Below are 24,945 nucleotides of genomic sequence, written 5' to 3'. Positions count from 1 at the left end.
GGATGGCTTTGTTTCGGATAAACTGGACTGTTCTCACCGCCTCGTCTATGGCGCTGAATTGCTGGGGCTTTCCGTAGGCTTTAAACTCTAGTACAATCATGGCTATATCCTAGCACACAATATAAGCTGCCCTGCAAGGACGGCGACTAAAGTCGCCGTGTCGTCTTTCATCCCCGCGCTAAAGCAACGGGGCTTTCAGACTCCCGCACTATTTTCGTAAGGATAACGGAAAGGAGCCGTGTCGGTAATCATAATTCCCTGATATCCCTGTTGCCAAAAAGACCATTGATCAGACCAGCCCACACCCGGAATCCAAGCGGGTAAACATGCACCTTCCGAGGGAAATTGAGTATGACGGCGAAAAGATGCAATGGATTTGCGGATCAAGTCTCTGGATTTTAAATTGCCCACAAATGTAATAAAGTTACCCTGGTTGGGATAAAACCAATTCAGAATCGAAGGATATTGTTGGCTACCGGGTACGTCTGAAAAATAACCCATCGTTTCCAGACTGAGCATGGCCACAACCTTTTCCTGTTGCGGATCAATTTGTTTAGCATAAACCAAGCTGCCCATATTCTCTGTCCAAAAGAAAGGCGGTTCCTCATTGGTAAATTCAACAAAGCGAACGGTACGCTTGGGGGATTTTTGCGCGAATATCTTCGCTAGCTCCAATGTAGCGGCTACCCCTGTACCATTATCATTAGCACCAACACTCGCAAACACTGAGTCATAATGAGCACCAACGATAATCACTTCATTAGGTAACTCAGTCCCTTTTTTTTCAACTGCTAGATTGTAATAGGTCTTGTCATCAATTGTGTAGGCTTGCTCAGTGACTTGATAACCGGATTGCCCTAAAGCCGTTTCTAAAAATGCCTTAGTTGCATTGAGTTGATCGTATTGGTTGGCATTTCTGGGGCCAATTTCAACCGCAATTTTTTGAATATCCTGTTGTAATAAATTTTCCAGCGTTATTTCTGCTGGCTGTAACGGGGGCAACGGCCCTTGATAACTGGCTCCAGGCATCCACAAAACCGTTGACCAGAGCCAAAGCAATCCCATCATTAAGATCGCCAAAAGGATTGCCAGGCGAATCATGGCAGCTTTGCTAGCCAACCGGATGCTCACTTTTTTCCTGTTCAGAGATTCACCCATGACTGACAGACTTTATGGATAACATCGCCTATCTAACACATAAATATGGCAGTGTCAAACTTTGATCAAGGCTTGGATTCAAACCCGTAGGCATCCCGGACAAAATAGAGGGGGCGGGCTTTCACTTCTTCATAGACGCGGCCCAAGTACTCGCCAATCACCCCTAAGGTAATCAGTTGAATGCCGCCAAAAAATAACGTTGTTACCATTAATGACGCATAGCCCGGCAAATCTACCCCAAAAATTAGCGTCCGCAGGATTAAGAACCCTGCATAGAGCAATGCCAACACAGAAATAAATAGGCCCAAATAAGTCCAAACTTTCAGAGGTAACGTACTAAACGAGGTAATTCCATCGAGGGCGAAATTCCATAACTTCCAATAGTTCCAAGTGGTTTGCCCCATCAGACGGGGATCGCGATCAAAGGGGATGGCAATTTGGCGATAGCCCACCCAGGCAAACATCCCTTTCATAAACCGATTCCGCTCCGGCATTTGCTTTAATGCTTCCACCACCCGCCGATCCAAGAGGCGAAAATCTCCGGTATTGGGGGGAATATACACCGGACTCATGGAGTCGATGGTTTGATAAAAGGCGTTGGCGGTGAACTTTTTCAGCCAGGTTTCCCCTTGGCGCGATCGCCGCGTCGCATAGACCACATCGTACCCCTCCCGCCATTTTTCCACCAAGATCCCGATTAATTCTGGGGGATCCTGGAGATCCGCATCAATGGGAATCACCGCTGCACCTGTGGCGTAGTCAATTCCCGCAGTGAGGGCGATTTCTTTGCCGAAATTGCGGGAAAGATTCACCACCTTAATCGCTGGGTTGCGCTGATGATAGGCGATTAAGGCCGCGAGGGACTGATCTTTGCTGCCATCATTGACACAGACCAACTCATAGGTGAACTGTAAGGGCTTCAACACCTGCTCTAAACGTTGAAACAGTGTGTCGAGGTTGTCTTGTTCGTTGTAAATCGGGATGACAATCGAAAGCTCAACATTCATAGTTTTTGAGCGAAGGAGTGAGGAGTGAGAAGTGAGGGGGAAATCTCAATTTCACTCCATCCTCTTTTCTCTATCCTCTTTTCTTCCTAAAAGATCAACCTGTGCAACTGATGAGTTGCCCTAAGCTTGCCATGGCCCGGTGGGTAATGGGCAAACTATCAATCACCATCCCCGTACACAACAGCATCATATACAGGATGGAGTATTTAAACGTTGCTTTGGCTAAGGGTAAATCTGTGGGGTTGCGGTATAGTTGCCAGACTTTTTTGAGGAAGCTGAGGCCGAGGAAGGTGGCGATCGCCCCATACAATGCCCCCAACACCCCCAAAGGATAGATCAACAAAAACGTACAGGGAACCACCAACAGCGTATAGAGCAAAATCTGCTTCACCGTCTCCGCTTCCCCCGCCACCACCGGCAACATCGGTACATTCACCTGGGCATAATCTTCCCGAATCATCAAGGCCAACGCCCAAAAATGGGGGGGAGTCCAGAGAAAGATAATCGCAAACAATAGCCAAGCAGACCAACTCAGATCCCCCGTCACCGCTGCCCAACCGACAAGGGGAGGAATCGCCCCCGCTGCGCCGCCAATGACGATATTTTGGGGACTATTGCGCTTGAGAATATGGGTATAGATCACCATATAAAAGGCAATGCCGGCCATGGCCAGTAAGGCACTGAGGAGATTCACCCATACGGCTAAGAGGATGAAGGAGGCTAACCCTAGGGCGATCGCAAAAATCAAGGCATGGCGGGGCTGCACCCGGCCCGAAGGAATCGGTCGCTTCCGGGTGCGCACCATATCGTAATCAATATCTTGGTCGTAAATACAATTGAGGGTTTGGGCCGAAGCTGCCGCCAATGTGCCTCCCAGCAATGTCACCAACAGCAGTAGCGGGTCAACGCTGCCCTCTGAGGCAATCCACATGGCCGCTGCGGTGGTGATCAGTAAAAGGGGAATAATCCGAGGCTTGGTGAGTTGAAAATAACTTTTCAAAACAGCGTGCCAGTTCTCGTGTTTCGGGGTGTAGCTTGTCCCAATCATGAAATTCTGTCCTTACGTGGTTGTATTGAATTGAGGGGGAGGAGTTGGTGCAAGCCGGGAGTTAAGGGGCGGGGGTCAGATCCCGCCAAGCAAAAACAGTGAACAGAACGATCGCCCCTAACAATGCTGCGCCAACGGCTTGATGGGTGACGGTGAGGGGTTCTACTTGCAGATGGAGGCGATAGGTTCCTAAGCCCACAAGGGCTTGCACCGCAACGAGTATCCCGGCGGTCGTGGCCAGTTTTCGCAGGCGGGGATGGAGGGCGGGGGTGCGCAGGGCCAAAATGACGATCAGCACCGTGATCACGGTGGCAGGAATTACGCCTAAAAGGTGACTATTCATCACGCCGCACCGTTGGGCCCCATTGAGGCATTGGTGAAGGGCCCATTGGGAGGCCACTAAACCGCCGAGCAGGCTCTGGCCATAGATTAACCCCGTGGCCACGATGCCCAAGCTGCGAAGTTTGTGGGCAGTTCCCATCGGTTGATAGGGTTGGAGGGCGGCCCCAATCACCAATAGTGTGCAGAAAAGGAGAAGGGCAGTGCCTAGATGGGCGGTGACGATATCAAAGCGGAGCATTTGGGTGACGGTGAGGCCCCCTAAAACCCCTTGGAAAAGGATTAACCCCAGGGCGAAGGCACTGGCCCAGGGGAGCCAGGTGGGGAGATCCCGCCGCCACCAAACAGACATCCCCAGGAGGGCGATCGCGCTTAAACCCACCAGGGCCGCATCGAGGCGATGGAACCATTCTAAAAAGACTTGCAGGTTCATCTGTTGGGTGGGAATCAGTTGCCCGTAACACAGGGGCCAATCGGGGCAGGCAAGACCGGCGTTCATGACCCTGGTGGCACTGCCAATGGCCATCAGCAGGAAAACGGCGATCGCCATTTTCCAGACAAAACGCCGTATCCACACTTGAGGACTGGCACGCTCCGGATCGGGCGTTAACGCAGGGGCGGCTTGAAAAACAGAATCCGTCATGTCGGCAGAATGTAACAGTGCGTTTACAAACTATAGAGTTTGGACTCAGCAATTACCGATACATTGACTACGGTCAAATGGTCGGGGCTGAGGGAGGTTCAACCCTTGGAGGGGTTGATTTCCTTAACACTGTAACGAGGTTCTTTAATTTGGGCGCAGGTTTTAACAAAATTTGCGGGAATGGGGGATGCTCAGGGGCGATCGCCTAACCATGGAAATGATCGGTGCGAAAATGCTGGAGAGCTTGGGTATCGCTGAGATCGTATTGCAGCGGGGTGATCGTGATGTAGCGATCGCGGATCGCCTCGACATCGGTGGGAATATCGGGATCAACGCCACAATGGGGGGGTTGCTCCACATCCTCCACCACCTCCCCCGCTAACCAGTAATAGCCTTTCCCACGGGGATCATAGCGTTGTTCAAACTGCTCAATATAGCGGCGCAATCCCTGGCGCGTCACTCGCACCCCGGCAATCTCTGCCTTGGGAACGGGGGGAATATTAACGTTTAATAACATTGGGTGAGGCAGGGGATCAGCTTGGAGTTGGGCCAAGAATTCCACGGCAAAATCCGCAGCGACGGCAAAATCCTGATGGGCAAAGCTGCATAAACTGAAGGCCAAGCTAGGAATCCCTTCAATGGCCCCCTCCATGGCCGCCGAAACCGTCCCAGAATACAATACATCGGTTCCTAAATTCGCCCCCTGATTAATCCCCGACAGGACAAAATCCGGCGGCTGGGGCAAGAGGGCGCTGAGGCCCAACTTCACACAATCGGAGGGTGTGCCAGAACAGGCCCAAGCTTGGATCGAGGGATGGTAAACATCGGCTACGGGGTCAACGCGGATCGGTTGATGGATGGTTAAGCCGTGGCCGGTGGCGGATCGTTCGCGATCGGGGCAAACCACGGTGATGGTATAGCCTGCATCGGCCAACCGATTGGCGAGGGTACGCACCCCCAGGGCCAAGATGCCATCATCATTGCTAATTAGAATGCGACAATTTTCCTGCATGATTTTCTTCCCGTTCCGGCTTCACGAACTGATTCTTAGGATAACGGGCGATCGCCCTTGGGCCATGGCCATTCTTCATTCCCCCGTTGTTTCGGCCCCGCCAATCGCTACACTAGAGGGCGGGCCACCTTGAATTCATTTATCCATCCTCCATAATGTCTGGTTTAGAAACGCAATTACAAGCCTTAGCCACCGAAGCCACCGCCGCGATCGCCGCCGTCAGCGAGTTAGACGAACTCGAACAGCAACGGGTGGCCTATTTGGGCAAAAAGGGGAAACTCTCGGAAATCCTGCGGGGGATGGGGAAGCTCTCCCCTGAGGAGCGGCCCAAAATTGGGGCGATCGCCAATGATGTTAAAAACACCATTCAAACGGATTTAGACCAGAAGCGCGATCGCCTCGAACAGGCCCACATTGCCGCCCAACTGGCCGCCGAAACCCTCGATGTCACGATGCCCGGCGTAGCCGCCCCCCTGGGTAGGATCCACCCCCTCAACAGCATCATCGACCGGGTGATCGAAATCTTCGTCGGCATGGGCTACACCGTCGCCGAAGGCTACGAAATGGAGAGCGACTACTACAACTTTGAAGCCCTCAACACCCCCCCCGACCACCCAGCGCGGGATATGCAAGACACGTTCTATCTCCCCGACGGCAACCTATTGCGGACTCATACCTCCTCAGTCCAAATCCGCCACATGGAAAACCATGAACCCCCCTTGCGGATCATCGCCCCCGGCCGCGTCTACCGTCGCGATACCGTCGATGCCACCCATTCCGCCGTTTTCCATCAGGTGGAAATTCTCGCCGTGGATAAAGGGTTAACGTTCACGGATTTAAAAGGGACGCTCAAGGAATTTGTGCGCCAAATGTTTGGGGAGGAATTGGCAATGTTATTCCGGGCCAGTTATTTCCCGTTTACGGAGCCTTCCGCTGAAGTAGATGTGCAATGGGAGGGAAAATGGTTGGAGGTGTTGGGCTGTGGGATGGTTGATCCCAATGTGTTAAAAGCGGTGGGCTATGACCCGGAAATTTATAGCGGATTTGCCGCCGGTTTAGGCGTGGAGCGATTCGCGATGGTGTTGCACCACATCGACGATATCCGCCGCCTCTACAGCAGCGATCTCCGCTTTTTGCGCCAATTCTAATGGGATTAATGCAAATCTCCGCCCCAAATATCGCGAACGCGGTAGATGGGGCGGCCTTGGGATTCGTGGTAGGTACGCATGAGCAATTCTCCTAATAGGCCGATGCTGAAGAATTGCACGCCGATGGAAATGAGGATAACAACGAGGATCAGGAGGGGGCGATCGCCTATCTGTTGGCCCAAGCCAAATTTTAAAACTGTTAAATAGAGGCCCAAAGCAATCCCTAAAAACGTCGTAATAATTCCCGCAAAGCCAAAAACGTGCATCGGCCGCGTTAAAAACCGTTTCATAAAAAAGATCGTCATTAAATCCAACACGACCCGAAACGTTCGCCCCAACCCGTATTTACTTTTGCCATAGCGTCGTGCTTCATGATGTACGGGTAATTCGGCAATTCTCGCCCCTTCGATAAAGGCCAAAGCGGGTAAAAAGCGGTGTAATTCTCCATATAAATTCAAATCCGCCACCAATTCCGTCCGATAAGCTTTGAGGGAGCAGCCATAGTCATGCACCCGCACGCCGGTAATCCGGCCAATCAGCCAATTGGCAATTTTTGAGGGTAAAAGCCGGGTGAGGGCAGCATCTTGGCGGTTTTTGCGCCAACCGCTGACCAAATCATAGCCTTCTTCTAATTTGGCTAAGAGCAGGGGGATATCTTGGGGATCATTTTGTAAATCACCATCTAAGGTGACAATCGTTAGCCCCTGAGCATAGTTGAAACCGGCGGCCATGGCGGCGGTTTGGCCATAGTTGCGGCGCAGGACGATCGCCCTTAGGTAGGGATGGGTTTGGGTCAGTTCCCGCAAGCGTTCAGTGGAGCCATCGGTGGAGCCGTCATCAATACAGAGGATTTCATAGCGGAGGCTGGTGGCTTCGAGGCTGGAGGCGATCGCCCTGATCAACATCGGCAAGCTCTCGACTTCGTTATAAATCGGCACAACGACGGAAACATCAGGGGCTAAGGGGGAAACAGGCATGGCAATGATCACAGGGGCCGCTCTCTACTGTACTCCATCGTTAGTCTGGGGATACCATAGGGGGGAAGTTGATCAAAATTTTAGGATAGGCGTGGGGAGGGCAGAGAATTTTTGTGCCTCCGGCAGGCTTACGCCAATGCCCCTACGGGGGTTTTGACGTTGAAAGTTTTGGAAATGAGGAAAAATCATGATTGCTGCTAAGGAAAATTTGCCCATATTCACCCCGGAAGAATATTTTGCTTGGGAAGAAAAGCAGTTAGAAAAGCATGAATTGATTGATGGTCGTGTTTATCTCCTGGGTCAAGTGGATGCGATGACGGGGGGCAGCGTTAACCATAGCCGGATCGCTGTTCGATTAACAACAATATTTGATCGCCATGTCGATCCAAGTGGTTGCATAACAGGTAATTCAGATCTACGGATTAATCTTCTGGGTACGAATGATTATACCTATCCCGATGTCAGTGTCACTTGTGATGATCGAGATCAAACCACAACCCAATATATTCGCTATCCTTGCTTAATTGTTGAAGTTCTCTCGCCTAGCACGGAAGCCTACGACCGAGGCGGCAAATTTCGCAGATATCGCCAAAACCCAGCCCTCATCGATTACCTATTAGTGAGTTCCACAAGCGTTGCCATTGATCTTTATCACAAAAATGATGGGGGTGACTGGTTGATTCTCAATTACAAAGCGGGGGATATGATCGCACTCAAAAGCATTAATCTCAGTTTCCCCATTGAGCAAATTTATCGCGGCCTGAATTTAACAGAAATGCTGCCCGTTGACTGATGATCTGTGGCGGGGGCGAAAAATTTTTCGCCCCTACCGATGTAAGGTTTGGATGAGCCAAGCTAACCCCGCGCCTAGGGCTTCGGCTAGGGTATTGCTGAGGCGAAATAGACCAATGGGGAGCAAAAATTGGGGCGATAATAGCCCCACCGCCACTGATTCAAACACCCCTAACCCCCCCGGCGCACCGGGCAACACCAACCCCAACACCCAAGCCACGGCAAACCCACTGATCACCTGGGGAATTTCCGCCCCCTTGAGCGGGATCAGGGCTAGAATCGTACAGAGAAAACCGAGCGATCGCCCCCCCACAAATACCAACTCCCCCGCCAACGGCCCCCAAGGATAAGCCCGGATTTGCAACGGTTGAGGACTGAGGCGACCTAACACCCAATTGAGGGGGCGGGGGTGGAGCGTGGAGAGGAGAGTGATGAGGAGGGGGATTTGCCAGAAGCCCAGACCCCCCGGCCAAGTGAGCAGCGCGAGGAGCAACGCCGCCGCCGCCATCAGCAAGGGTTCTGTTAACGTGGCCACCGTTGCCCCGGCTAATGGTACGCCTTGGCCTTGGGCCGCCTGGATGCGGCCGTAGAACTGCCAAACATTGCCGGGGATGTATTTGGCGATCGTTGTCGTTAGATAGGTGCGAATCGCCCAAAAGGGGGAAAGGGGCGCAGGAGTAAAAGGGGCGAGCAGCCAGGCCCAGACCCAACCGGCCCAGGCATGGCTCAATAAGGTCAGTGTAAAGCCCAGGGCCAACCAAGGCCAACGCAGATCCGAGAGGGAGAGAGAGGCGATCGCCCCTCCATGGCGGCGCACTGTGGCCACCAGGAAAAAAAGCGCCACCCCCAAAATTAGCCCTCGAATCAGCCCCTTAGCCCAACCCTTCACCTAGGCTAAAGAAGCCTTATAAGCGGCCCAACTACCGAACTCGGAGACATCGGGGAATTGCTGCTCCTCAATCAGGGCTTGGGGGTAAAGCATGGCGATCGCCTCCGTACCATCCTCCAACGTCACCGGCCCCGGATAAAGGTTTGGCGGTTCATTGGCCAGCAGATGGTCATACTGGGCCGGGGTCATGGCGTAGAGTTCCCCTGCCAAGGCAATGCCCCCGGTTTCGACGGCGTAGACCCCCGGATGCTGATCATTCACGGAATGGAGACGGTAAAGGGGTTGAGTTTTGATCGGTTGGAGAAATTCGGTATCGGCGATCGTGCCGTGATCCGGCTGACCCCGCAGGGCCGAGCCGCAAATAAATACCCGGATGATCTCAGAATCGCTCATGGTGCATTGGTGAAAAGATTTCTCCAGATTAGCGAAAAAGCGGCATAGAGCCGACCCCTAAACCACCTGAAGCGCAATTTTTCCCATTGCCGATCCCCCTTCCAGCACCCGATGGGCCGCAGCGGCTTCACTGAGGGGAAAGGTTTGGGCTAAATGGATTTTTAAATCCCCCTGATCAAACCACAGCGCACATTGCCGCAGGATTTCCCCTTGATGGCATTGGGCTTCGAGATCCCCCGACATCATCGGTGTGAGCATTAATTCCAAACTAATCCGCAGATTGCGCTGGCGAGCCGCCTTCAACGTCCCTGCTTCTAAATTTGGTTCTAAAATCGTCACCAAATCCCCATAGGGCCGCACCGCCGCCACCGTCTCAAAAAACGTTTTGCCCCCCACCGTATCAAAGGCCACATCCACGCCGCGCTCCTCTGTCCAAGCCATTACCGCCGCCGTCACATCGGTTTGGGGATAGAGGATCGTTTCATCGGCCCCCAGTTGGCGGGCGAGGCGGGCCTTATCCGGTGTGCTGACGGTGGTGCAAACCTTGGCCCCCTTGAGTTTCGCCAATTGGATCGCGACATGGCCCACACCACCGGCCCCGGCTTGTACCAGTACCGTTTGACTCCCTTGCAAGCAGGCGCGATCATACAGAGCCTCCCAAGCCGTGATTAAGACCAAAGGGGCCGCCGCTGCTTCGGCAAAGGTTAACGACTGGGGTTTAGGGGCGGCAAAATGGGCAGGAACGATCGCATATTCAGCATAATTCCCACTGTTCCCCATCCCTATACCGCCATAGCAATAGTAAACCGCATCACCGGGGCGAAAGTCCGTCACTGCTTCCCCCACTGCTTCCACGATTCCTGCCCCATCACAGCCTAAAACAGCGGGCATTTGATCGGGGTAAAATGTGCCTCGTTGCCGCAATTTTGTATCAATGGGATTCACCCCAGCGGCGTGGATTTTGACGAGCAATTGATCCGGTGCAGTAATTGCCGGTTTGGGTATGTTGTCAGCGTAGAGGACATCAGGGCTACCGGGTTGATTAAAGAGGATGGCTTGCATATTGGGGAAGGAGAGAGAAGTGAGTAAAGAGTATAGTGCAAAGTTGTAGTCCTGTAGGGGCGAAAAATTTTTCGCCCTTTCGCCCCTACGCAGATCAACTCCCCACTCCCCACTTCTCACTTCCCACTTCCCACTTCTCACTTCCCACTTCCCACTTCTCACTTCCCACTTCCCACTTCTCACTTCCCACTTCCCACTTCTCACTTCCCACTTCTCACTTCTCACTTCCCACTTCTCACTCCTCACTTCCCCCCCCACCAGCCGATCAAAAAAAGAGCCTGAGTTTGTCGCCAGAAAATCATCCGGGTTTGGGGAATGAATGCCCCCGCTACATAGGCGGCGATAATTTGGGCGATGACGGTGGCGATCGCCGCCCCCGCTCCCCCATAATTCGGAATCAAGAGCAAATTTAACCCCACATTCACCGCCGCCCCCAACGCCGTCATCACCGCTGAAAGCGTCATCAATCCCTCAGTGGTGAGCCAAGTTTCCCGCGCCACACCGGAGGACACAAACACCCCCGCCCAAATATGGATGGTTAACACCGTAGCCGCTGCGCCATAGTTGGGGCCATAGAGGAGATTAACCACCCAAGGGGAGAGTAATGTAATCGGAATGGCGACGGCATAACTGATCACCGCCATCAGGTTAAACATTTTTTGAATGCGCCGCAAATATACCGTTTGCCCCTCGGTTTTGCCCTGGACGACGGCGGGAAAAATTGAGTTAATGATCGAAATGGGAATGAAATACCACAGTTCGGAAATTTTCACCGCAGCGGAATAAATCCCCACGGATTCCGCCCCCTGCATTTGTGCCAACATGACCTGATCAATGCGCATATAAATAATGATCACAATCCCGGATAAAATCAGCGGCCAGCTATCTTTTAATAACTGTTTAGCCCGTTGCCCCCGTAATCGCCATTGTTGTAACCCTTCGCCACTGCGTTGATAGGCGATCGCCAACCCGATGCCGGTCAATGCCTGCTCTAGGGCGAGAATGATCATAAAGGCGATCAGGGGTGCTCCGGTCTGAATCATCACCACTTTCAACAGCGTAATCGTCAGATAGACAGCGTTACGAGTCCACACCACATATTTCGAGGCAATTTGGGATTGAAACCAATATTCCACCACATCCATGGCCCGAAAAGCAGAACCCAAGGCATAGATTCCCACCAAAATTTGAGTTTGCTGCTCTTCAGGTTTAAGGAAGAAGACGACAGCGACAACCAGGATTGTGGCGAGGGAGGAGGCAATGGCTTTTAAAACGAAACCCGTCCCTAAAATTTCCCCTTTTTGCTCACTATCCTGGGCTAAATCCCGAACCATAATATTATCCAGTCCCAATTTTGCCAGAGGTGCAAATAAACCCACCATCGCTAAAACATAGTTATACAGCCCAAAATCCGCCGGCCCCAAATACCGCGCCACCCACACCCCAACGAGTAACCCCAACACCATTTGCAGAATTTTTTCACTAAAGAGCCAGGCGGTATTACCAAGAATTTTTTGAACGTAGGGGCTAAAGGATTTAAGCATTAAAGTTTTTGGGTAAACATCAATAAAATGCTATATTTTGGATTCTATTTTACTGGTTTTTTCGATAACTGGGTTCCGAGAAGAGCAAACAGGAGCAGGAGCCGGGAAGCTGGGAAGGTGGGGCGATCCGGCTGTGGGGTGTTGTGGAGTGGGGTGATCGGATGGATGGGTGTAGGGGCGAAAAATTTTTCGCCCTTCTTTGCTCTCTTGGGATAAAATCAGATCATCGCGTTCTCTGTGTCCTATGCGTCAATGTCTTAATCCTACCTGTTATCATCCAAATCCTGAAGATTACCAGTTTTGTCACCAGTGCGGGAATCCGTTGTTACTGCGGGGCCGGTATTGGGCCAAGGGTATTATTGGTCAGGGAGGGTTTGGGCGAACTTTTTTAGCGGTGGATGAGGATAAGCCCTCGAAGCCTTTTTGTGTGATTAAGCAGTTTTTTCCTGAAAATATTGATCCGGATACGCTGGAAAAGGCAATAGAATTGGTTCAGCAGGAAGCGCAGCAGTTGGAACTGTTGGGAAAACATCCACAAATTCCGGAGTTATTGGCTTTTTTTGAGGAAAATCATCAGCAGTATTTGATTCAAGAGTTTATTGATGGGGTGACGCTGAAGCAAGAGTTAGCGGCTCAAGGGGTTTTCTCGGAACCACAAATTCGCTCGTTGTTGGTGGAGTTGTTGGTGATTTTGGAGTTTATCCATGGGCAGAATGTGATTCATCGGGATATTAAACCAGAAAATATTATCCGTCGGCAGGGGGATCAAAAGTTAGTTTTGGTGGATTTTGGGGCGGTGAAGGTGTTGAATCGGGAGGAGGGAACAACGACGGGAACGAAGATCGGGTCGGCGGAGTTTTGTGCGCCGGAGCAGGCGATGGGTAAGCCGCGATTGAATAGTGATCTTTATAGTTTGGGGCTAACCTGTTTGTATGTTTTAACACAACAGATGCCTTCTGATTTGTATGATGCGGTTGAGGGGGAGTTGTGTTGGCGGGATCATTTGGTGGGGAATTTGGTGAGTGATGATTTGGGGAAGGTGTTGGATAAGTTGATCGAAACGAGTGCGAAAAGGCGTTATCAATCAGCATCAGAGGTGTTAAAAGATTTGCATGGTTTGGATGCTGTGGTTGATTCACCGATTGATCAGGCGTTGGCGATGTTATTAAATCGCAAGGTTGTTGATGTTCAACCGCAAGCTGTGTCTACACCGCAAGTTTCTGCACCTCCTGCTAGTGTGTCTCAGTCTAAAGTTGTTGCAAAAATTGACGAGTCTTTACCTAACAACAAAATTTATCACTACGAGATTATTACGCTCAATGAGGAAGGGGAAATCGCGGAGCGGCGTAAGGGTGAAAATTATGGTTATCTTGAAACAACCGCAGGCTTAAATATAGAAATGGTGCGAATTCCTGCCGGGGAATTTATTTTCGGATTACCTGATAATGGAGATGTCAACACATACACGGGCGGCCCTCGATATCGCGTGACAGTACCTGAATTTTGGATGAGCCGCACCGCGATCACCCAAGCACAATGGCAAATTGTTGCAAAAATGCCTGAAGTCGTACATGATCTTAAGCCTAATCCTGCTTATTTTTCACGCAAAAACAATCCTGTAGAGCAGGTGAGTTGGGAAGACTGTATTGAATTTTGTTTGCGTTTAAATCGAGCTAGCCATAAGCCTTACCGTCTTCCTAGTGAAGCTGAATGGGAATATGCTTGTCGTGCCGGAACAACTACCGCTTTTTACTTTGGCCTTACCCTGTCTTCTCGATGGGCAAATTATCATGGATTGGCAAACTATAGTAGCAATAATAATAAAAGAAAACATGAAGAATATCGGAATAAAACAACTCCTGTCGGTAGCTTAAATGCACCTAATGCCTGGGGACTCCACGATATGCACGGGAATATCTGGGAGTTTTGTTTAGATGATTATCATCAGGAAGGTATTCCAACAGATGGAACAGCCTGGATAGACAATGAAAATCATTGTCTCAATAGTATAGATTGGTTGAAAGGTTTATTAAAGAAAAACTCAACAAGTAAACTACGACGTGGTGGCTCTTGGTGTAATAGTATGACAGACTGCCGATCTGCTAATCGAAGTGCTTGCAGCCGTGATGGTAAGTACCAAGAAACTGGTTTTCGGGTTGTTGTTGCTAAAATTCTTTAAGCTAGGCTATTGTAGGGGTGCAACGCTTGCACCCCTCTCTAGGGAATTGGGGGGATGCGATCCGCCCCTACAGTTGGGGAAAAGAAACCGGGTTTCTGTTAGGTTTTCCCTCGTTACTTGGCTCTGCCCAGTAATGCCCTCCCGGAGGCTCCGCCTCCAGGCGGCAGAGCCGCCCAATGCCCGCGCCACGGCAGAGCCATGGCACGAGAAGCGAGAGGTAGACTATTTTTGCGATCGCATCTACCGACAACCTACGATAAATCCAGCGTGTTACGAGTTAAAAACACCACATAGAAGCAAAAAATACTCGTCACCCCAATTAACCCCGTTTCCGTTAAATTGGTCAAAATTGTATAGGTTAATAAAATTAACGGTAAACCCGCATAGGGCATCTTTTCTTGACCCAATAAAATAATCGCCTTAATCAACGCATTCACCATTGATGCCAAAAATAAAAATAATCCAACATAACCTAAATCTACCACCAAATCCATAAACCCATTGTGAGAATGGGGCGGCGCAAACTGCGTTTTTGCGACAATGATATCCCGCGAAGGATTATCAATCCCATTCCAAGGCTGCCAAAATCCATCAATGCCATAACCCAATAGTGGCCGTTGATTGATTTTACGGATAATCAACGGCCAAAAATCTGTTCTTCCCGTTAACGTTAAATCTTTATTGAGTGTATCTACCACAATAAATTCTAGATTTTCAGTCACCAAAATTACTAAACAAATACTGACAATCAAAAATAAAACTACTGAAGTAAATGCCCATTGGGTTGGTAAGGTTTTTAACGTTCCCAAATAAAACCACAATGCCATTAAACACACCACAATTACCTTACTCGCACCACTGCCTCCCTGTTCCATCGCAATTAGGGCTAAAAAAGTCATAAATGCTGAAAAATATCGCTGTTTAGACTGATAGATACTGTTCACAAACCAGAGAATTGTACTCAATGCCATTAAAAAACAGAAATGATTTTTATGGCCGTTAATGCCAATCCAAGCCCCATCTAAATCACGCCCCACCGAGGGCTGACCAATGCCATAGACAAAGGCTAAAATCACTAAGGCTCCGGTAAACCATTTGAGGATGCTGAATAAATCAGGCCAGGTGAAACGATAACCAATGTACATGGCAATGATGGCAGTTTCGACAATGACTAAACTGGTGCGCAACGTTGTGATTGGGTCATTCGACCAGGTGGCAGAGAGGAGAATCCAGAGTAAAAAGAGATGCAAAAAAGGAGCTTTGATCAATAAAATACTCCAAGCTTGCAGGCTTTTTTTGAGTGTATATTGCAAAATAGGCGCAAGTAGGAGGAGGGCGATCGCATAGGCCCCCACCTGAGCAATCATCGTCGGCGGCGTAACGTAAACATTGCTTAAAACACGGGGATGGAACTTATCCAGGGGGCTGATTGTAATCCCCGTTGCGCCGGAGATGATGATTAAAAAAAATACCACCGCTGCTTTTTCCGCAGCTAAGGTGTAGCGGAGTTGCTGGCTAAATGTGTGAAAGGCGATCGCCCCAAATATCCCCGCCATCATCGCCAACAGCAACAAAACCAGCGGATCAGTGAGGATTGCTTTCATGGGAGGAGTGAGGAGTGAGGAGTGAGGAGTGAGGAGTGAGGAGTTGAGAGCTTGCGCTTTCTTTGCTCTTTCTTACCCTACATTTGCCAATGCTGAATGACATCCTTTTGCCATTGCTGCTCTAGCTCTGGCTCACTAACGTGATCCCGCTGTAACAGCACCACCCCTTCTTGATAGCGGATTAACCCGTAATTTGTTGCCATCCGCTCCTGCAACCAAGGGATATATTGGGCGAGGCGATCGCGATCGTCCACAAAAGCCCCTTGATACTGAGCCAATTGCTGGAGATCGACGACGATATAGTCCACATCAATCACCACATCCTGATCATTTTTCACTTGCCAAAAGGGCAACCCCAACATTTCCCGACGGTTGGAGAGGTGGGGAATGAGGATATTGGAGGCGGTGACGCTGGCATTGGGGGGAATTGCTTTGAGGGTTTCGTTCAACACCGCAGCATGGGGCCACTGCGTCCAAGGGGGGGCGGCGACCCAAGGCGTGACGGAATCGGGGATGAAAAACGAGAGGGCGCGGTGGGGATTGGCACTGATCGTGAACACAATCGAGAGGGCAATACACCCCTGCCAAGCCCGTTGGATCCATCGCTTTTTCGCCCAATGGGGATGGGCATCCCACCAGAGAATCGCGCCGTACCAAAGGCCGGGGACAACCGCCAAGGCATAGCGCATATGCACCGCCAAGCCCCAAGGGTCATCCCGTAGGAAAATGACGCTCAGGGGGCAGAGGATTAAAATCCAGGTGGTGGGGGCGAGGAAGGGGAGGAGGGCGAGGGGTAGCCCTTGGGTGAGGAGATAGTTAAAGGTGAGATCGAAGGGGGTGAGGAGTTGCTGGAGAAGCCGGACGGGATTGCGGAGGATCCTGATCAGGAGTTCAAGGCTAGAGGTGCGATCGCCCTCCACGAAAGAAGCAAAATGAATCACCAGGAACCGCTGGGCCACATCATCGGAAAACAGGGGCATGATGTAGGTGGTGACAATCACCGCATAGCTAAAACTGACGAGGCAGGCGATCGCCCCCACCCACACCTGCCGCCGACTGACGAGCAAATACAACCCCACGGAAAACACCACAATCGCCGCATCTTCCCGCACCGCCAACACCAACCCCCCCCACAGAGCAAACCAACCCCAAGCCCGCTTTTCCAACGCCCAAAATAGCCCAAACATAAACAGCGGCAACTGGCAAAGGTCTTGAAAATTCCCTAAGGTTGGCCCCGCTACCGCCCGGCTCGTGTAGAAGCCAATCATTAACAACAGGGCAAGATGGGGGGGCAGCCGCAACCGGGCCAGTTGGTAGAGCATCAACCCCCCAGCGGTGATGATGCCTACAGCTAAGATCAGCAAAATTGTAGAATTGCGGGCGATCGCATAGATCGGCAGCCACAACAGCAGCGCGGGGGTAAAATGTTGCCCCAAACGGCGATAAGCCACCTCTGGCATCGGGTGAGAAATGGATTCAATGGCAGAGAGGGAGCTTTGAAACCAGCGGCCCTGAAGGCTGTTCCAAAAGACCTGGTTAAAAATCCCTTGGTCAAAGGAGGTATAGGAGGGCAAATAGCTATGGTGGCGATGGAGCACCAACACCGCCATAATCGTAAAAAATAGGCCCGCTGCCGCCAAACTACCGCGACTAAAAGCGTGATCAAACCGTGGAAACCTCAATAGCTCTGCCCTCATACGACTCAATTCCCCATTAAACCAACTCAATTTCGATTTGGGGAACTCGCCAGATCTCCGGACTAGAATGCCATGGGATGGCCATACCTATGCAAAAATGGGGACTGAGCCAAGGAAAACTGTCATCATTCTGGCGGCTGATTCATCCTAGGGAGGAGCAATAAAAAGTTTATGAACGTTGGCGATCGCATCCGTGTCAAAACATCTGTCGTGGTTTATCATCACCCAGAACATAAAAAAGAGGCCTTTGATATTCAAGGGTTAGAGGGGGAAGTGATTGCCCTCGTAACAGAATGGCAAGGGCGGCCCGTCAGTGCCAACTTTCCTGTTTTAGTGAAGTTTGGTCAAAAATTTCGGGCCCACCTCCGGGAAGATGAGTTTGAAGTCCTTTAGGGATCGCTGATGGAGGGGCGAAAAATTTTTCGCCCCTACGCCGATCATTGTGATTGAGCATTTAGTCCGCTCCCCTCCGCACAAACCACCCAAACAAATTCACATCCCGCCGCAATCGCTGTAATTCCGCTTGGTGTGCTTGAGCGGTTGCTCGATACCATTGGCAATGGGCCTGAAAATCTTGGCGATATTCCACCTCGCGGCGAAATTCCTGAGCGAGGGCATGGGGGGCAAAAAAACCCACAGCCGGCGGTGGGGTGGGCAAAATAAAGTGAAAGGGATCAGCCATATCGCACCACGGTGAACTGATTCCATCTAAGCACATTGACCCAGTTGATGTCGGAGCAAAAGGTTTAATTTTTGCGCCCCAAAGCCCACTGTTCCCCGTTCCCCGTTCCCCGTTCCCCATTCCCCATTCCCCATTCCCTCAACTCAAAATTGTCGGCAACACCTCCTCCGATGTCCCGTTGGGTTGTGCCGGAATCGAAAAATAAAAGGAACTGCCCTGCCCGACGGTACTTGTCACCCAAATATCACCACCGTGGCGCTGGACAATTTCTCGACAAATGGACAGCCCTAGACCTGTTCCCCCTTTTTCCCGCGAATCGGAAGCATCCACCTGTTGAAACCGGCCAAAAATGGCCTCACATTTATCCGCTGGAATCCCCCGGCCTTGGTCATGGACGGAAAAAATCACTTGATCTTCATCGGGGGTGACATTGAGCCAAATGCTGCGATCGCGCTCGGAAAATTTAATCGCATTGCTGATTAAGTTCGTCAGCGTCTGCAAAATTTGATCCGGGTCAACCCAAACATAGATCGAGAAAGGCGGTTGGCCCGCCACCGTCCCCTCCGGCAAGGGATAGGTGGCAAACCGTTGGCGATCGCATTCTAAACAGAGGGTAATTTGGTTCTGCTCCGCCATCGAAACCATCGCCTGGGCCGCCTGCTGGATCAGTTCCAAACCATCACAGCGGCGTTTAAGGATTTTAATCCGCCCCGATTCAATCCGCTCTAGATCCAGAATGTCATTGAGGAGCCGCGTCAGGCGATCGGTATTATTCACCGCAATATCGAGCATTTGCTGCCCCTTATCCGACAGTTGCCCCAGGCGGCCCGTCGCCAGTAGCCCCAGGGAACCGCGAATGGAGGTTAACGGCGTGCGCAGTTCATGGCTAGCAATGGAGATGAATTCATCTTTCATCTGTTCAATGGCTTTCCGTTCGGTAATATCCATCAGGGAGAGCAAATAGGCCCGTTTGCCATACCAATTGATCGCCACCGATCGCATCTCCACAATACATTGCCGCCCCTGAGGATGAACCAGACAAATTTCCGTGGGATCGCCGTGGGCCGTCGGAGCAGCCAGATCCTCGCGATTCCAAACCCGTTCACCACTGGGAATCGGAATGCCCAAATCAAAATCCAGTAATTCCTGAGCCGAACGCCCGAACAATTCCGCCGCCGCCGTATTCGCAAAGTCAATGCGTCCCAGATGGTTGCAAACCACAATCCCATAGGCATTACTTTGAATCACCCGATGGAGTTGGGCCTCACTTTCCCGCAGGGCGGTTTCCGCTTTGGTGCGCTCGGCAATTTCCTGTTGGAGTTCAGCGGTGCGCTCCACTACTCGTTCCTCTAAATGGTGCAATAACTGGGCTTGGGCGACGGCAATCCCCAATTGATCCGCCAGGGCGGTGAGTAACTTGATTTCATCCTGTTGCCAGTAGTGGGGGTCGTGGCATTGTTGCACCAAAATACTGCCCCAAAGGTTTTGCTGGATGAAAATGGGGACGAGGAGTTGCGATCGCACCGGAAACCCCCCAAAGGTCAGCACCGGCTGAACATCCCCCACTGCTGGTGTTGCGGTGTCATGGATGGCAACATAGGGGTTGACTGCCAAGATCTGACAGGGAATGGTGGCGGATTGCAATCCCACCGGATGAATTCCCGTTAAGACGGATTCTTTAATCACCCTACCCCATTGCTCCGATTCACATTGCAGAATCGCCACCCGATCTGTTTGGAGAATTTGCTGCACTTCCCAAACAACGGTTTGCAGGATTTCATCCAAATCCAAAGATTGGCGGACTTTGAGGGTGAGTTCGGAAAGCAATTGCGATCGCTCATAGGCCCGTTTCAATTTCGTTTCCGCCTCAATGCGGGCGGTGATATCAATGCCCACGGAAACCGCCGCTTGATTTTCCTGATACTTCTGGGCCACCACCAAATAATGGCGGGTTTGATCGCGAATTTGCACATCCACCACCTGCGATCGCATCCGATCCGGCCCTTCAAACAAATTTTGTAACAACTCTTCAAACTGTGAGCCTAAATTCAAAAAGCCCAACCGCTGCCCCATAAAAGCCTGGGGTTCCACATCAAAGGCGCTGGCTAATTGGTGATTCACCCCGAGATAGTAAAGTTCTTGGGACTGTTCTGAATCCATTTCTTCAAAACGACCAATCCAAGACACAAACCCCGGCACGGCATCCAACACCGCTTGCAGTTGTTCCTTGGCCTGCCAGATCACCCGCTCCGACCGTTGCTGCTCAGTAATATCGAGGGCAATGCCTAAAATTTGCTCAATGTCCCCCTCCTCATTCAACAGCGGCACATAGGTAATCATAAACATCAGATGCCCTTGGCGCGGCACAGCAAACGTACATTGCCCCGATTGAATCGACCGCTCCGCCACCGCTTTTTCCAACAGGGGAACGTAGGCTTGGGTGATCGGGTCGGGGAAGAGTTCCCGATCAGTGTGGCCGATCATGGCATCCCGTTGAAAGCCGAGGGTTTTTAAGGCTTGGTGATTGACAAACCGATAGCGGAGATGGCGATCGTAGATCACGAACATATTGGGGATGTTATCCACCGCCAGACGGAACCGAGCCTCGGAGCGGCCTAATTCCGCTTCTGCTTGGATGCGATCGCTAATTTCCGCCCGCAGATTTTCATTCACCCGCCGCAGTTGCGCCGTCCGCTCAATCACCCGCTCCTCCAGTTCGGCCGCCAGGGTTTGTAACTCTAATTCCGCCTCAATCCGCGCACTAATATCCCGCGCCACCCAGATCACGCAATCATTAGGCAAGGGGGAAATATTCGCCGCAAACCACACCGATCCCGTTACCAGTTGGAGGCGATATTCAAACGTCAGCGTCAGTTGATTGCTTAAAACCTGTTGGATCGGCTCCCAAAAGGTATTGACTTCATGGGTTTGGGGGAAAAATTGCTCAAAGGTTGCTTCAATCACCGCATTGCTATTTTCAAACAACCGGCCGTAATTGGTGGGCATCACCTGCACCTCCTGACGGTGGGCATCCACCACCAGGACTAAATCCGTCATCGCTTCAAAAATGCCGCGAATTTCCTGCTCACTGTGGCGGAGTTTTTGGGCAATCAGCCGGTCTTCCGTTACATCCCGGGCCACCCACACCACCCGATCCGCCGACAGGGGGGATAGACGAGCATCAAACCACACCAGATCCTGCTGTTCATGGCGTTGGTATTCCACCTTAGTGGTTTTTTGTTCATCTAAGGTATGGGCGATCGCCCCCTGTAACTGTGCCGCCACATCCGGCATTAATTCCTGTAGCGTTTTCCCCAAAAGTTCACTGGGGGACAACTGCGCCGCTGCTTGGGTGGGGGCAATTTTTAAACAGCGGCCCTGGCGATCGCGAATCACAACCAAATCCGTCATCGCCTGAAAAATTGCCCGCATCTCCTGCTCCGAAGCCGCCAAAGCCTCCTGGGCCCGCTTCTGATTGTCGATATTCTCCACCATGCCAAAGACAAACTGCACCACCCCATCCTGCATCGCCCCACAGAGGATCAGCCGCCCCCACACCTGCCGGCCATCCGCCCGCAGATATTCCTGCTCCACCTGATAATGATTAATCTCCCCCCGACCAATAGCCGCTAACTGTTGGAGAATCCGCGACTGATCCGCTGCCCCCAAACAATTGGTGCAGAGGGTTTGATAGAGTTCTGACCCCTCATAGCCGAGGAACTGTTGAAAAGCCCGATTCGTTTTTAAAATCCGGCCATCGGGTTGGGCGACAAAAATCCCCAAACCGGCATTTTCAAAAATGAGCCGAAACCGCGTTTCACTGGCCCGCAACGCATCCTGGGCCCGCCGTAGACTGAGATGATGGCTCACACGCAACAGCACCTCTTCCCGATGAAACGGCTTGGGAATATAATCAATGCCCCCCACCCCAAAGGCCCGCGCCTTATCCGCAGGATGATCCAGCGCTGAGATGAAAATCACCGGAATATGGCGGGTGTGGGGATCCGCTTTTAACTGTTCACACACCGTAAAGCCATCCATCTCCGGCATCATGATATCCAGCAAAATCAAGTCCGGTTGTTTCGCCTGCACCGCCGCTAAGGCGGCTTGGCCACTGCGGGCGGCTCGCACTTGATAACCATGCTTGACTAAAATTTCCGTCAGTAATCGGAGATTAGCGGGTGTGTCATCGGTAACGAGAATATCCCCAGTAGCATGGGTCGCAACGGATAGGGCCATAGATTTCACTAAATCGCAAGCAGAACTGGAATCCTGAAGACATTAACCCCCCAATATAACGATTCGCTTGGGTATATCCTGACTCACATCCTGACGATAAGCCTTGCTCATCAGGAGGGTCGGGGCGAAAAATTTTTCGCCTGATGTACCCATTGGTTTTAAGGACGATGGATCTAGGGGCAAATCTCATTGTCGCAAGTTCCGGGTCTTTCTTCTAAACAACTCGGCATTCTGGTTTATTTTCCGGATCAGGGGGATGGATCAGGCGGGTTCGGGGCTGGTGGTGGCCGGTTGGTGTTGGGTGCGCAGTTGGCCACAGGCGGCATTGGCTTCTAAACCACGGGAATAGCGGATGCTGTTTTCGATGTGGTGTTTGTGGAGAATGTCGCTGAATTGTTTGATTTGTTTGGCTTGGGGCCGTTTGTAGTTGGCTTCGCTGATGGGGTTGTAGGGGATCAGGTTGACGTGGGTTTGAAAACCTTTGAGATGTTGGGCGAGTTCATGGGCCTGTTCGGGGCGATCGTTTACGCCGGCCAGGAGGATATATTCAAAGGTAAGCCGTCGTTTTGTGGTTTTGACGTAGTACCGGCAATCTTCGAGGAGCTTGGCGATCGGGTAGTTTTTGGCGGTGGGGATCAGTTGTTCCCGTAAGCTCTGGTCGGGGGCGTGGAGGCTGACGGCGAAGGTGATTTGCAGTTGATGTTCTGCCAATTCTTTAATTCGACGGGGTACACCCACAGTGGAGACGGTGAGCGATCGCCCCCCAATGCCCACATCTTGGTTTAATTGCTGGAGCGATCGCACCACGGCTTTTAAATTTAACAAGGGTTCTCCCATACCCATATAGACCACATGGCTAACCCGGCGGCCAAAATCCTGCTGCACCGTTAACACCTGATCCACAATTTCATGGGCGGCTAAATTGCGGGTATAACCCCCTTTACCTGTGGCGCAAAAATCGCAATCCATGGGGCAACCCACTTGGGAGGAAACACAAACGGTGAGCCGTTTTTCCGTAGGAATACCGACAGTTTCAACAATTAAGCCATCGGCTAATTGCAGTAAATACTTACGGGTTTCATCGGGGGCTGTGCGGCAATGGGCGATCGCGGAGCGGCCAATGGGATAATCGGCTAATTTTTCCCGCCAAGCCTTGGGAAAAACGGTGATGTCGAGGAGCGATCGCGCTCCTTTTTGATAGAGCCATTGGTGGAGTTGTTTGCCCCGATAGGCGGGTTGGTCTTGGGTTTGTACCCAAGCAGTGAGTTCTTCGAGGGAGAGGGAGAGGAGGGGTTGCGTCATGGGTTGAGGAAGGATGGATCCCCCCTGCCCCCCTTAAAAAGGGGGGTGTAGAGAGGAGTTGATGATAGATCGGGTTGAGTCTCTCGTGCCATGGCTCTGCCATGGCATGGGCTGTGGGCGGCTCCGCCGCCGGGGTGGAGGCAGAGCCTCCGGGAACACATTACTTGGCAGAGCCAAGTAACGAGGGGTGATTAACTCGTGCCATGGATCTGCCATGGCGCGGGTTGGGGGCGGCGAAAAATTTTTCGCCCCTACTCCAGGCTAGCGAGGTGAATCCCCTGATGGCTAAATTGTGTCACCCAAAAATCGAGATTTGGATCCTTTAACAGGTTGGCGGTTTTGGTTTTTACCGCTTCGGCATGGTCTGGGGATTCACACAGGGCAAACACGCTAGGGCCAGAACCGGACATCATCGCCCCCTTCGCTCCAGCGGTTAACAACGCTTGGCGCAGTTGGTTAACGGCGGGATAGGTGGGTAAAACCACCGCTTCGAGAGCGTTCTCCAAATGGGCCACCATGGCGGCTAAATCCCCAGTGGCGATCGCCCCCACCATCGGCCCTGCATGGATGCGTTGGGCGCGGGCCGCTTGCTCATCGGGGTGTTGAATATATTTTTGGCTAAATTGTTGGCGATAGGTTTGATAGGCCCAAGGGGTCGAAATCGCCAGATTGCGATGTTTAGCCAACACTAACCAGATCGGCTCTGGCGGACTATGGATAAAATCCAACTGTTCCCCCCGGCCGGTGGCGATCGCCGTCCCTCCCGTCACACAAAAGGGCAGATCCGATCCCAACTGGGCCGCCAAGGTTTGTAATTCCCCTTGGGTTAACCCCAAATTCCACAACAGGTTCATCCCCACCAACACCGCCGCCCCATCGGCAGACCCCCCCGCTAAACCGGCGGCCACGGGGATCTGTTTTTCAAGGTGAATTTTCACCCCTCCATAACTGGCAAAGGCATCGGGAAACCGTTCACTGATCAACTCTGCGGCGCGATAGGCGAGGTTATCGCGGCCGCTGAGTTGAGGATCATTGCAGGTGAGCAGATGGCTGTTACTGTGGGTGCGATCGAGGGTGAGGCGATCGCCTAAATCAATACTTTGCAACACCATCACCAACTCATGGAACCCATCGGGGCGATCGCCGATGATTTCGAGATAGAGATTGATTTTGGCCGGAGCAATGAGGGTGTACATCAGGGAGTAGGGAGAAAAGACATTATAGGGAATC

Annotated in this window: 20 protein-coding genes and 1 pseudogene; 4 read left to right on the top strand and 17 right to left on the bottom strand. The window is 51.6% G+C overall.

Annotation, left to right across the window (positions count from 1 at the left end; translation table 11 throughout):
* The 6 genes and pseudogenes from VB712_RS20580 to surE all read right to left on the bottom strand — a co-directional run.
* Positions 1-100 (bottom strand): annotated as a pseudogene (locus VB712_RS20580) (RNA-guided endonuclease TnpB family protein); the annotation flags it as partial.
* A gap of 95 nt (positions 101-195) precedes the next feature.
* A complete protein-coding gene (locus VB712_RS18715; RefSeq protein WP_323257536.1) occupies positions 196-1,158 on the bottom strand; it encodes a M28 family peptidase in 963 nt (320 codons plus the stop codon).
* Positions 1,159-1,223: 65 nt separating this feature from the next.
* Positions 1,224-2,165 carry a glycosyltransferase family 2 protein gene (locus tag VB712_RS18710; protein ID WP_323257534.1) on the bottom strand — a complete coding sequence of 314 codons (942 nt, stop codon included), beginning with the start codon at positions 2,163-2,165 and terminating at the stop codon, positions 1,224-1,226.
* Positions 2,166-2,259: 94 nt separating this feature from the next.
* Positions 2,260-3,213: a heme o synthase gene (locus VB712_RS18705; protein WP_323257532.1), complete on the bottom strand. Its 954-nt coding sequence runs from the start codon at positions 3,211-3,213 to the stop codon at positions 2,260-2,262.
* A gap of 61 nt (positions 3,214-3,274) precedes the next feature.
* Positions 3,275-4,195, bottom strand: a complete 921-nt coding sequence (locus VB712_RS18700) for a heme A synthase (protein WP_323257530.1) — start codon at positions 4,193-4,195, stop codon at positions 3,275-3,277.
* A gap of 205 nt (positions 4,196-4,400) precedes the next feature.
* Positions 4,401-5,207, bottom strand: a complete 807-nt coding sequence (surE, locus tag VB712_RS18695) for a 5'/3'-nucleotidase SurE (RefSeq protein ID WP_323257528.1) — start codon at positions 5,205-5,207, stop codon at positions 4,401-4,403.
* Positions 5,208-5,362: 155 nt separating this feature from the next.
* Between surE and pheS the strand changes: the two genes are divergently transcribed.
* Entirely contained in the window at positions 5,363-6,355 is a 993-nt protein-coding gene (pheS, locus tag VB712_RS18690; RefSeq protein WP_323257526.1) for a phenylalanine--tRNA ligase subunit alpha, read from the top strand.
* 5 nt (positions 6,356-6,360) lie between these two features.
* Here pheS and VB712_RS18685 read toward each other — a convergent pair whose 3' ends face one another.
* A complete protein-coding gene (locus VB712_RS18685) occupies positions 6,361-7,332 on the bottom strand; it encodes a glycosyltransferase family 2 protein (protein WP_323257524.1) in 972 nt (323 codons plus the stop codon).
* A 187-nt stretch (positions 7,333-7,519) separates the two neighbouring features.
* Here VB712_RS18685 and VB712_RS18680 point away from each other — a divergent pair, with 187 nt between their 5' ends.
* Complete coding sequence (locus tag VB712_RS18680; protein WP_323257522.1) at positions 7,520-8,125, top strand: Uma2 family endonuclease; 606 nt, start codon at positions 7,520-7,522, stop codon at positions 8,123-8,125.
* 33 nt (positions 8,126-8,158) lie between these two features.
* Here VB712_RS18680 and VB712_RS18675 read toward each other — a convergent pair whose 3' ends face one another.
* From VB712_RS18675 to VB712_RS18660, 4 genes are all read right to left on the bottom strand, one after another.
* Positions 8,159-8,968, bottom strand: a complete 810-nt coding sequence (locus tag VB712_RS18675; protein WP_323257520.1) for a UPF0104 family protein — start codon at positions 8,966-8,968, stop codon at positions 8,159-8,161.
* A 45-nt stretch (positions 8,969-9,013) separates the two neighbouring features.
* Positions 9,014-9,406, bottom strand: coding sequence for a gamma-glutamylcyclotransferase (locus tag VB712_RS18670; protein WP_323257518.1), 393 nt, complete (start codon positions 9,404-9,406; stop codon positions 9,014-9,016).
* A gap of 57 nt (positions 9,407-9,463) precedes the next feature.
* Positions 9,464-10,468: a zinc-dependent alcohol dehydrogenase family protein gene (locus tag VB712_RS18665; protein WP_323257516.1), complete on the bottom strand. Its 1,005-nt coding sequence runs from the start codon at positions 10,466-10,468 to the stop codon at positions 9,464-9,466.
* A gap of 242 nt (positions 10,469-10,710) precedes the next feature.
* A complete protein-coding gene (locus VB712_RS18660) occupies positions 10,711-12,012 on the bottom strand; it encodes a flippase (RefSeq protein WP_323257514.1) in 1,302 nt (433 codons plus the stop codon).
* Between the two features lie 244 nt (positions 12,013-12,256).
* Between VB712_RS18660 and VB712_RS18655 the strand changes: the two genes are divergently transcribed.
* Positions 12,257-14,191, top strand: a complete 1,935-nt coding sequence (locus tag VB712_RS18655) for a bifunctional serine/threonine-protein kinase/formylglycine-generating enzyme family protein (protein WP_323257512.1) — start codon at positions 12,257-12,259, stop codon at positions 14,189-14,191.
* Positions 14,192-14,442: 251 nt separating this feature from the next.
* Here VB712_RS18655 and VB712_RS18650 read toward each other — a convergent pair whose 3' ends face one another.
* Positions 14,443-15,795 (bottom strand): O-antigen ligase family protein, encoded by a 1,353-nt coding sequence (locus VB712_RS18650; RefSeq protein ID WP_323257510.1) that lies wholly within the window; start codon positions 15,793-15,795, stop codon positions 14,443-14,445.
* 77 nt (positions 15,796-15,872) lie between these two features.
* Positions 15,873-17,492, bottom strand: a complete 1,620-nt coding sequence (locus VB712_RS18645) for a DUF2079 domain-containing protein (protein ID WP_323257508.1) — start codon at positions 17,490-17,492, stop codon at positions 15,873-15,875.
* Between the two features lie 171 nt (positions 17,493-17,663).
* Here VB712_RS18645 and VB712_RS18640 point away from each other — a divergent pair, with 171 nt between their 5' ends.
* Entirely contained in the window at positions 17,664-17,885 is a 222-nt protein-coding gene (locus VB712_RS18640) for a ferredoxin-thioredoxin reductase variable chain (RefSeq protein WP_323257506.1), read from the top strand.
* Between the two features lie 61 nt (positions 17,886-17,946).
* On the opposite strand, the gene VB712_RS18635 is transcribed toward VB712_RS18640, so the two are convergent.
* From VB712_RS18635 to ispE, 4 genes are all read right to left on the bottom strand, one after another.
* Complete coding sequence (locus VB712_RS18635) at positions 17,947-18,174, bottom strand: hypothetical protein (protein WP_323257504.1); 228 nt, start codon at positions 18,172-18,174, stop codon at positions 17,947-17,949.
* Between the two features lie 138 nt (positions 18,175-18,312).
* On the bottom strand, positions 18,313-22,413 hold the full coding sequence (locus VB712_RS18630; RefSeq protein ID WP_323257502.1) for a PAS domain S-box protein: 4,101 nt from the start codon (positions 22,411-22,413) through the stop codon (positions 18,313-18,315).
* A 261-nt stretch (positions 22,414-22,674) separates the two neighbouring features.
* On the bottom strand, positions 22,675-23,715 hold the full coding sequence (gene rlmN / locus VB712_RS18625; protein ID WP_323257500.1) for a 23S rRNA (adenine(2503)-C(2))-methyltransferase RlmN: 1,041 nt from the start codon (positions 23,713-23,715) through the stop codon (positions 22,675-22,677).
* 251 nt (positions 23,716-23,966) lie between these two features.
* The gene (gene ispE / locus VB712_RS18620) at positions 23,967-24,911 is read right to left on the bottom strand and encodes a 4-(cytidine 5'-diphospho)-2-C-methyl-D-erythritol kinase (protein WP_323257498.1); all 945 of its coding nucleotides are present in this window, start codon (positions 24,909-24,911) and stop codon (positions 23,967-23,969) included.
* Positions 24,912-24,945 lie beyond the last annotated feature (34 nt).

Origin of the sequence: Spirulina sp. CCNP1310, assembly GCF_034932185.1 — a bacterium.
GTDB lineage: Bacteria > Cyanobacteriota > Cyanobacteriia > Cyanobacteriales > Spirulinaceae > Spirulina.
The sequence above is the reverse complement of the archived record's forward strand: the minus strand, read 5'-3'. Positions and strand labels throughout refer to the sequence as shown.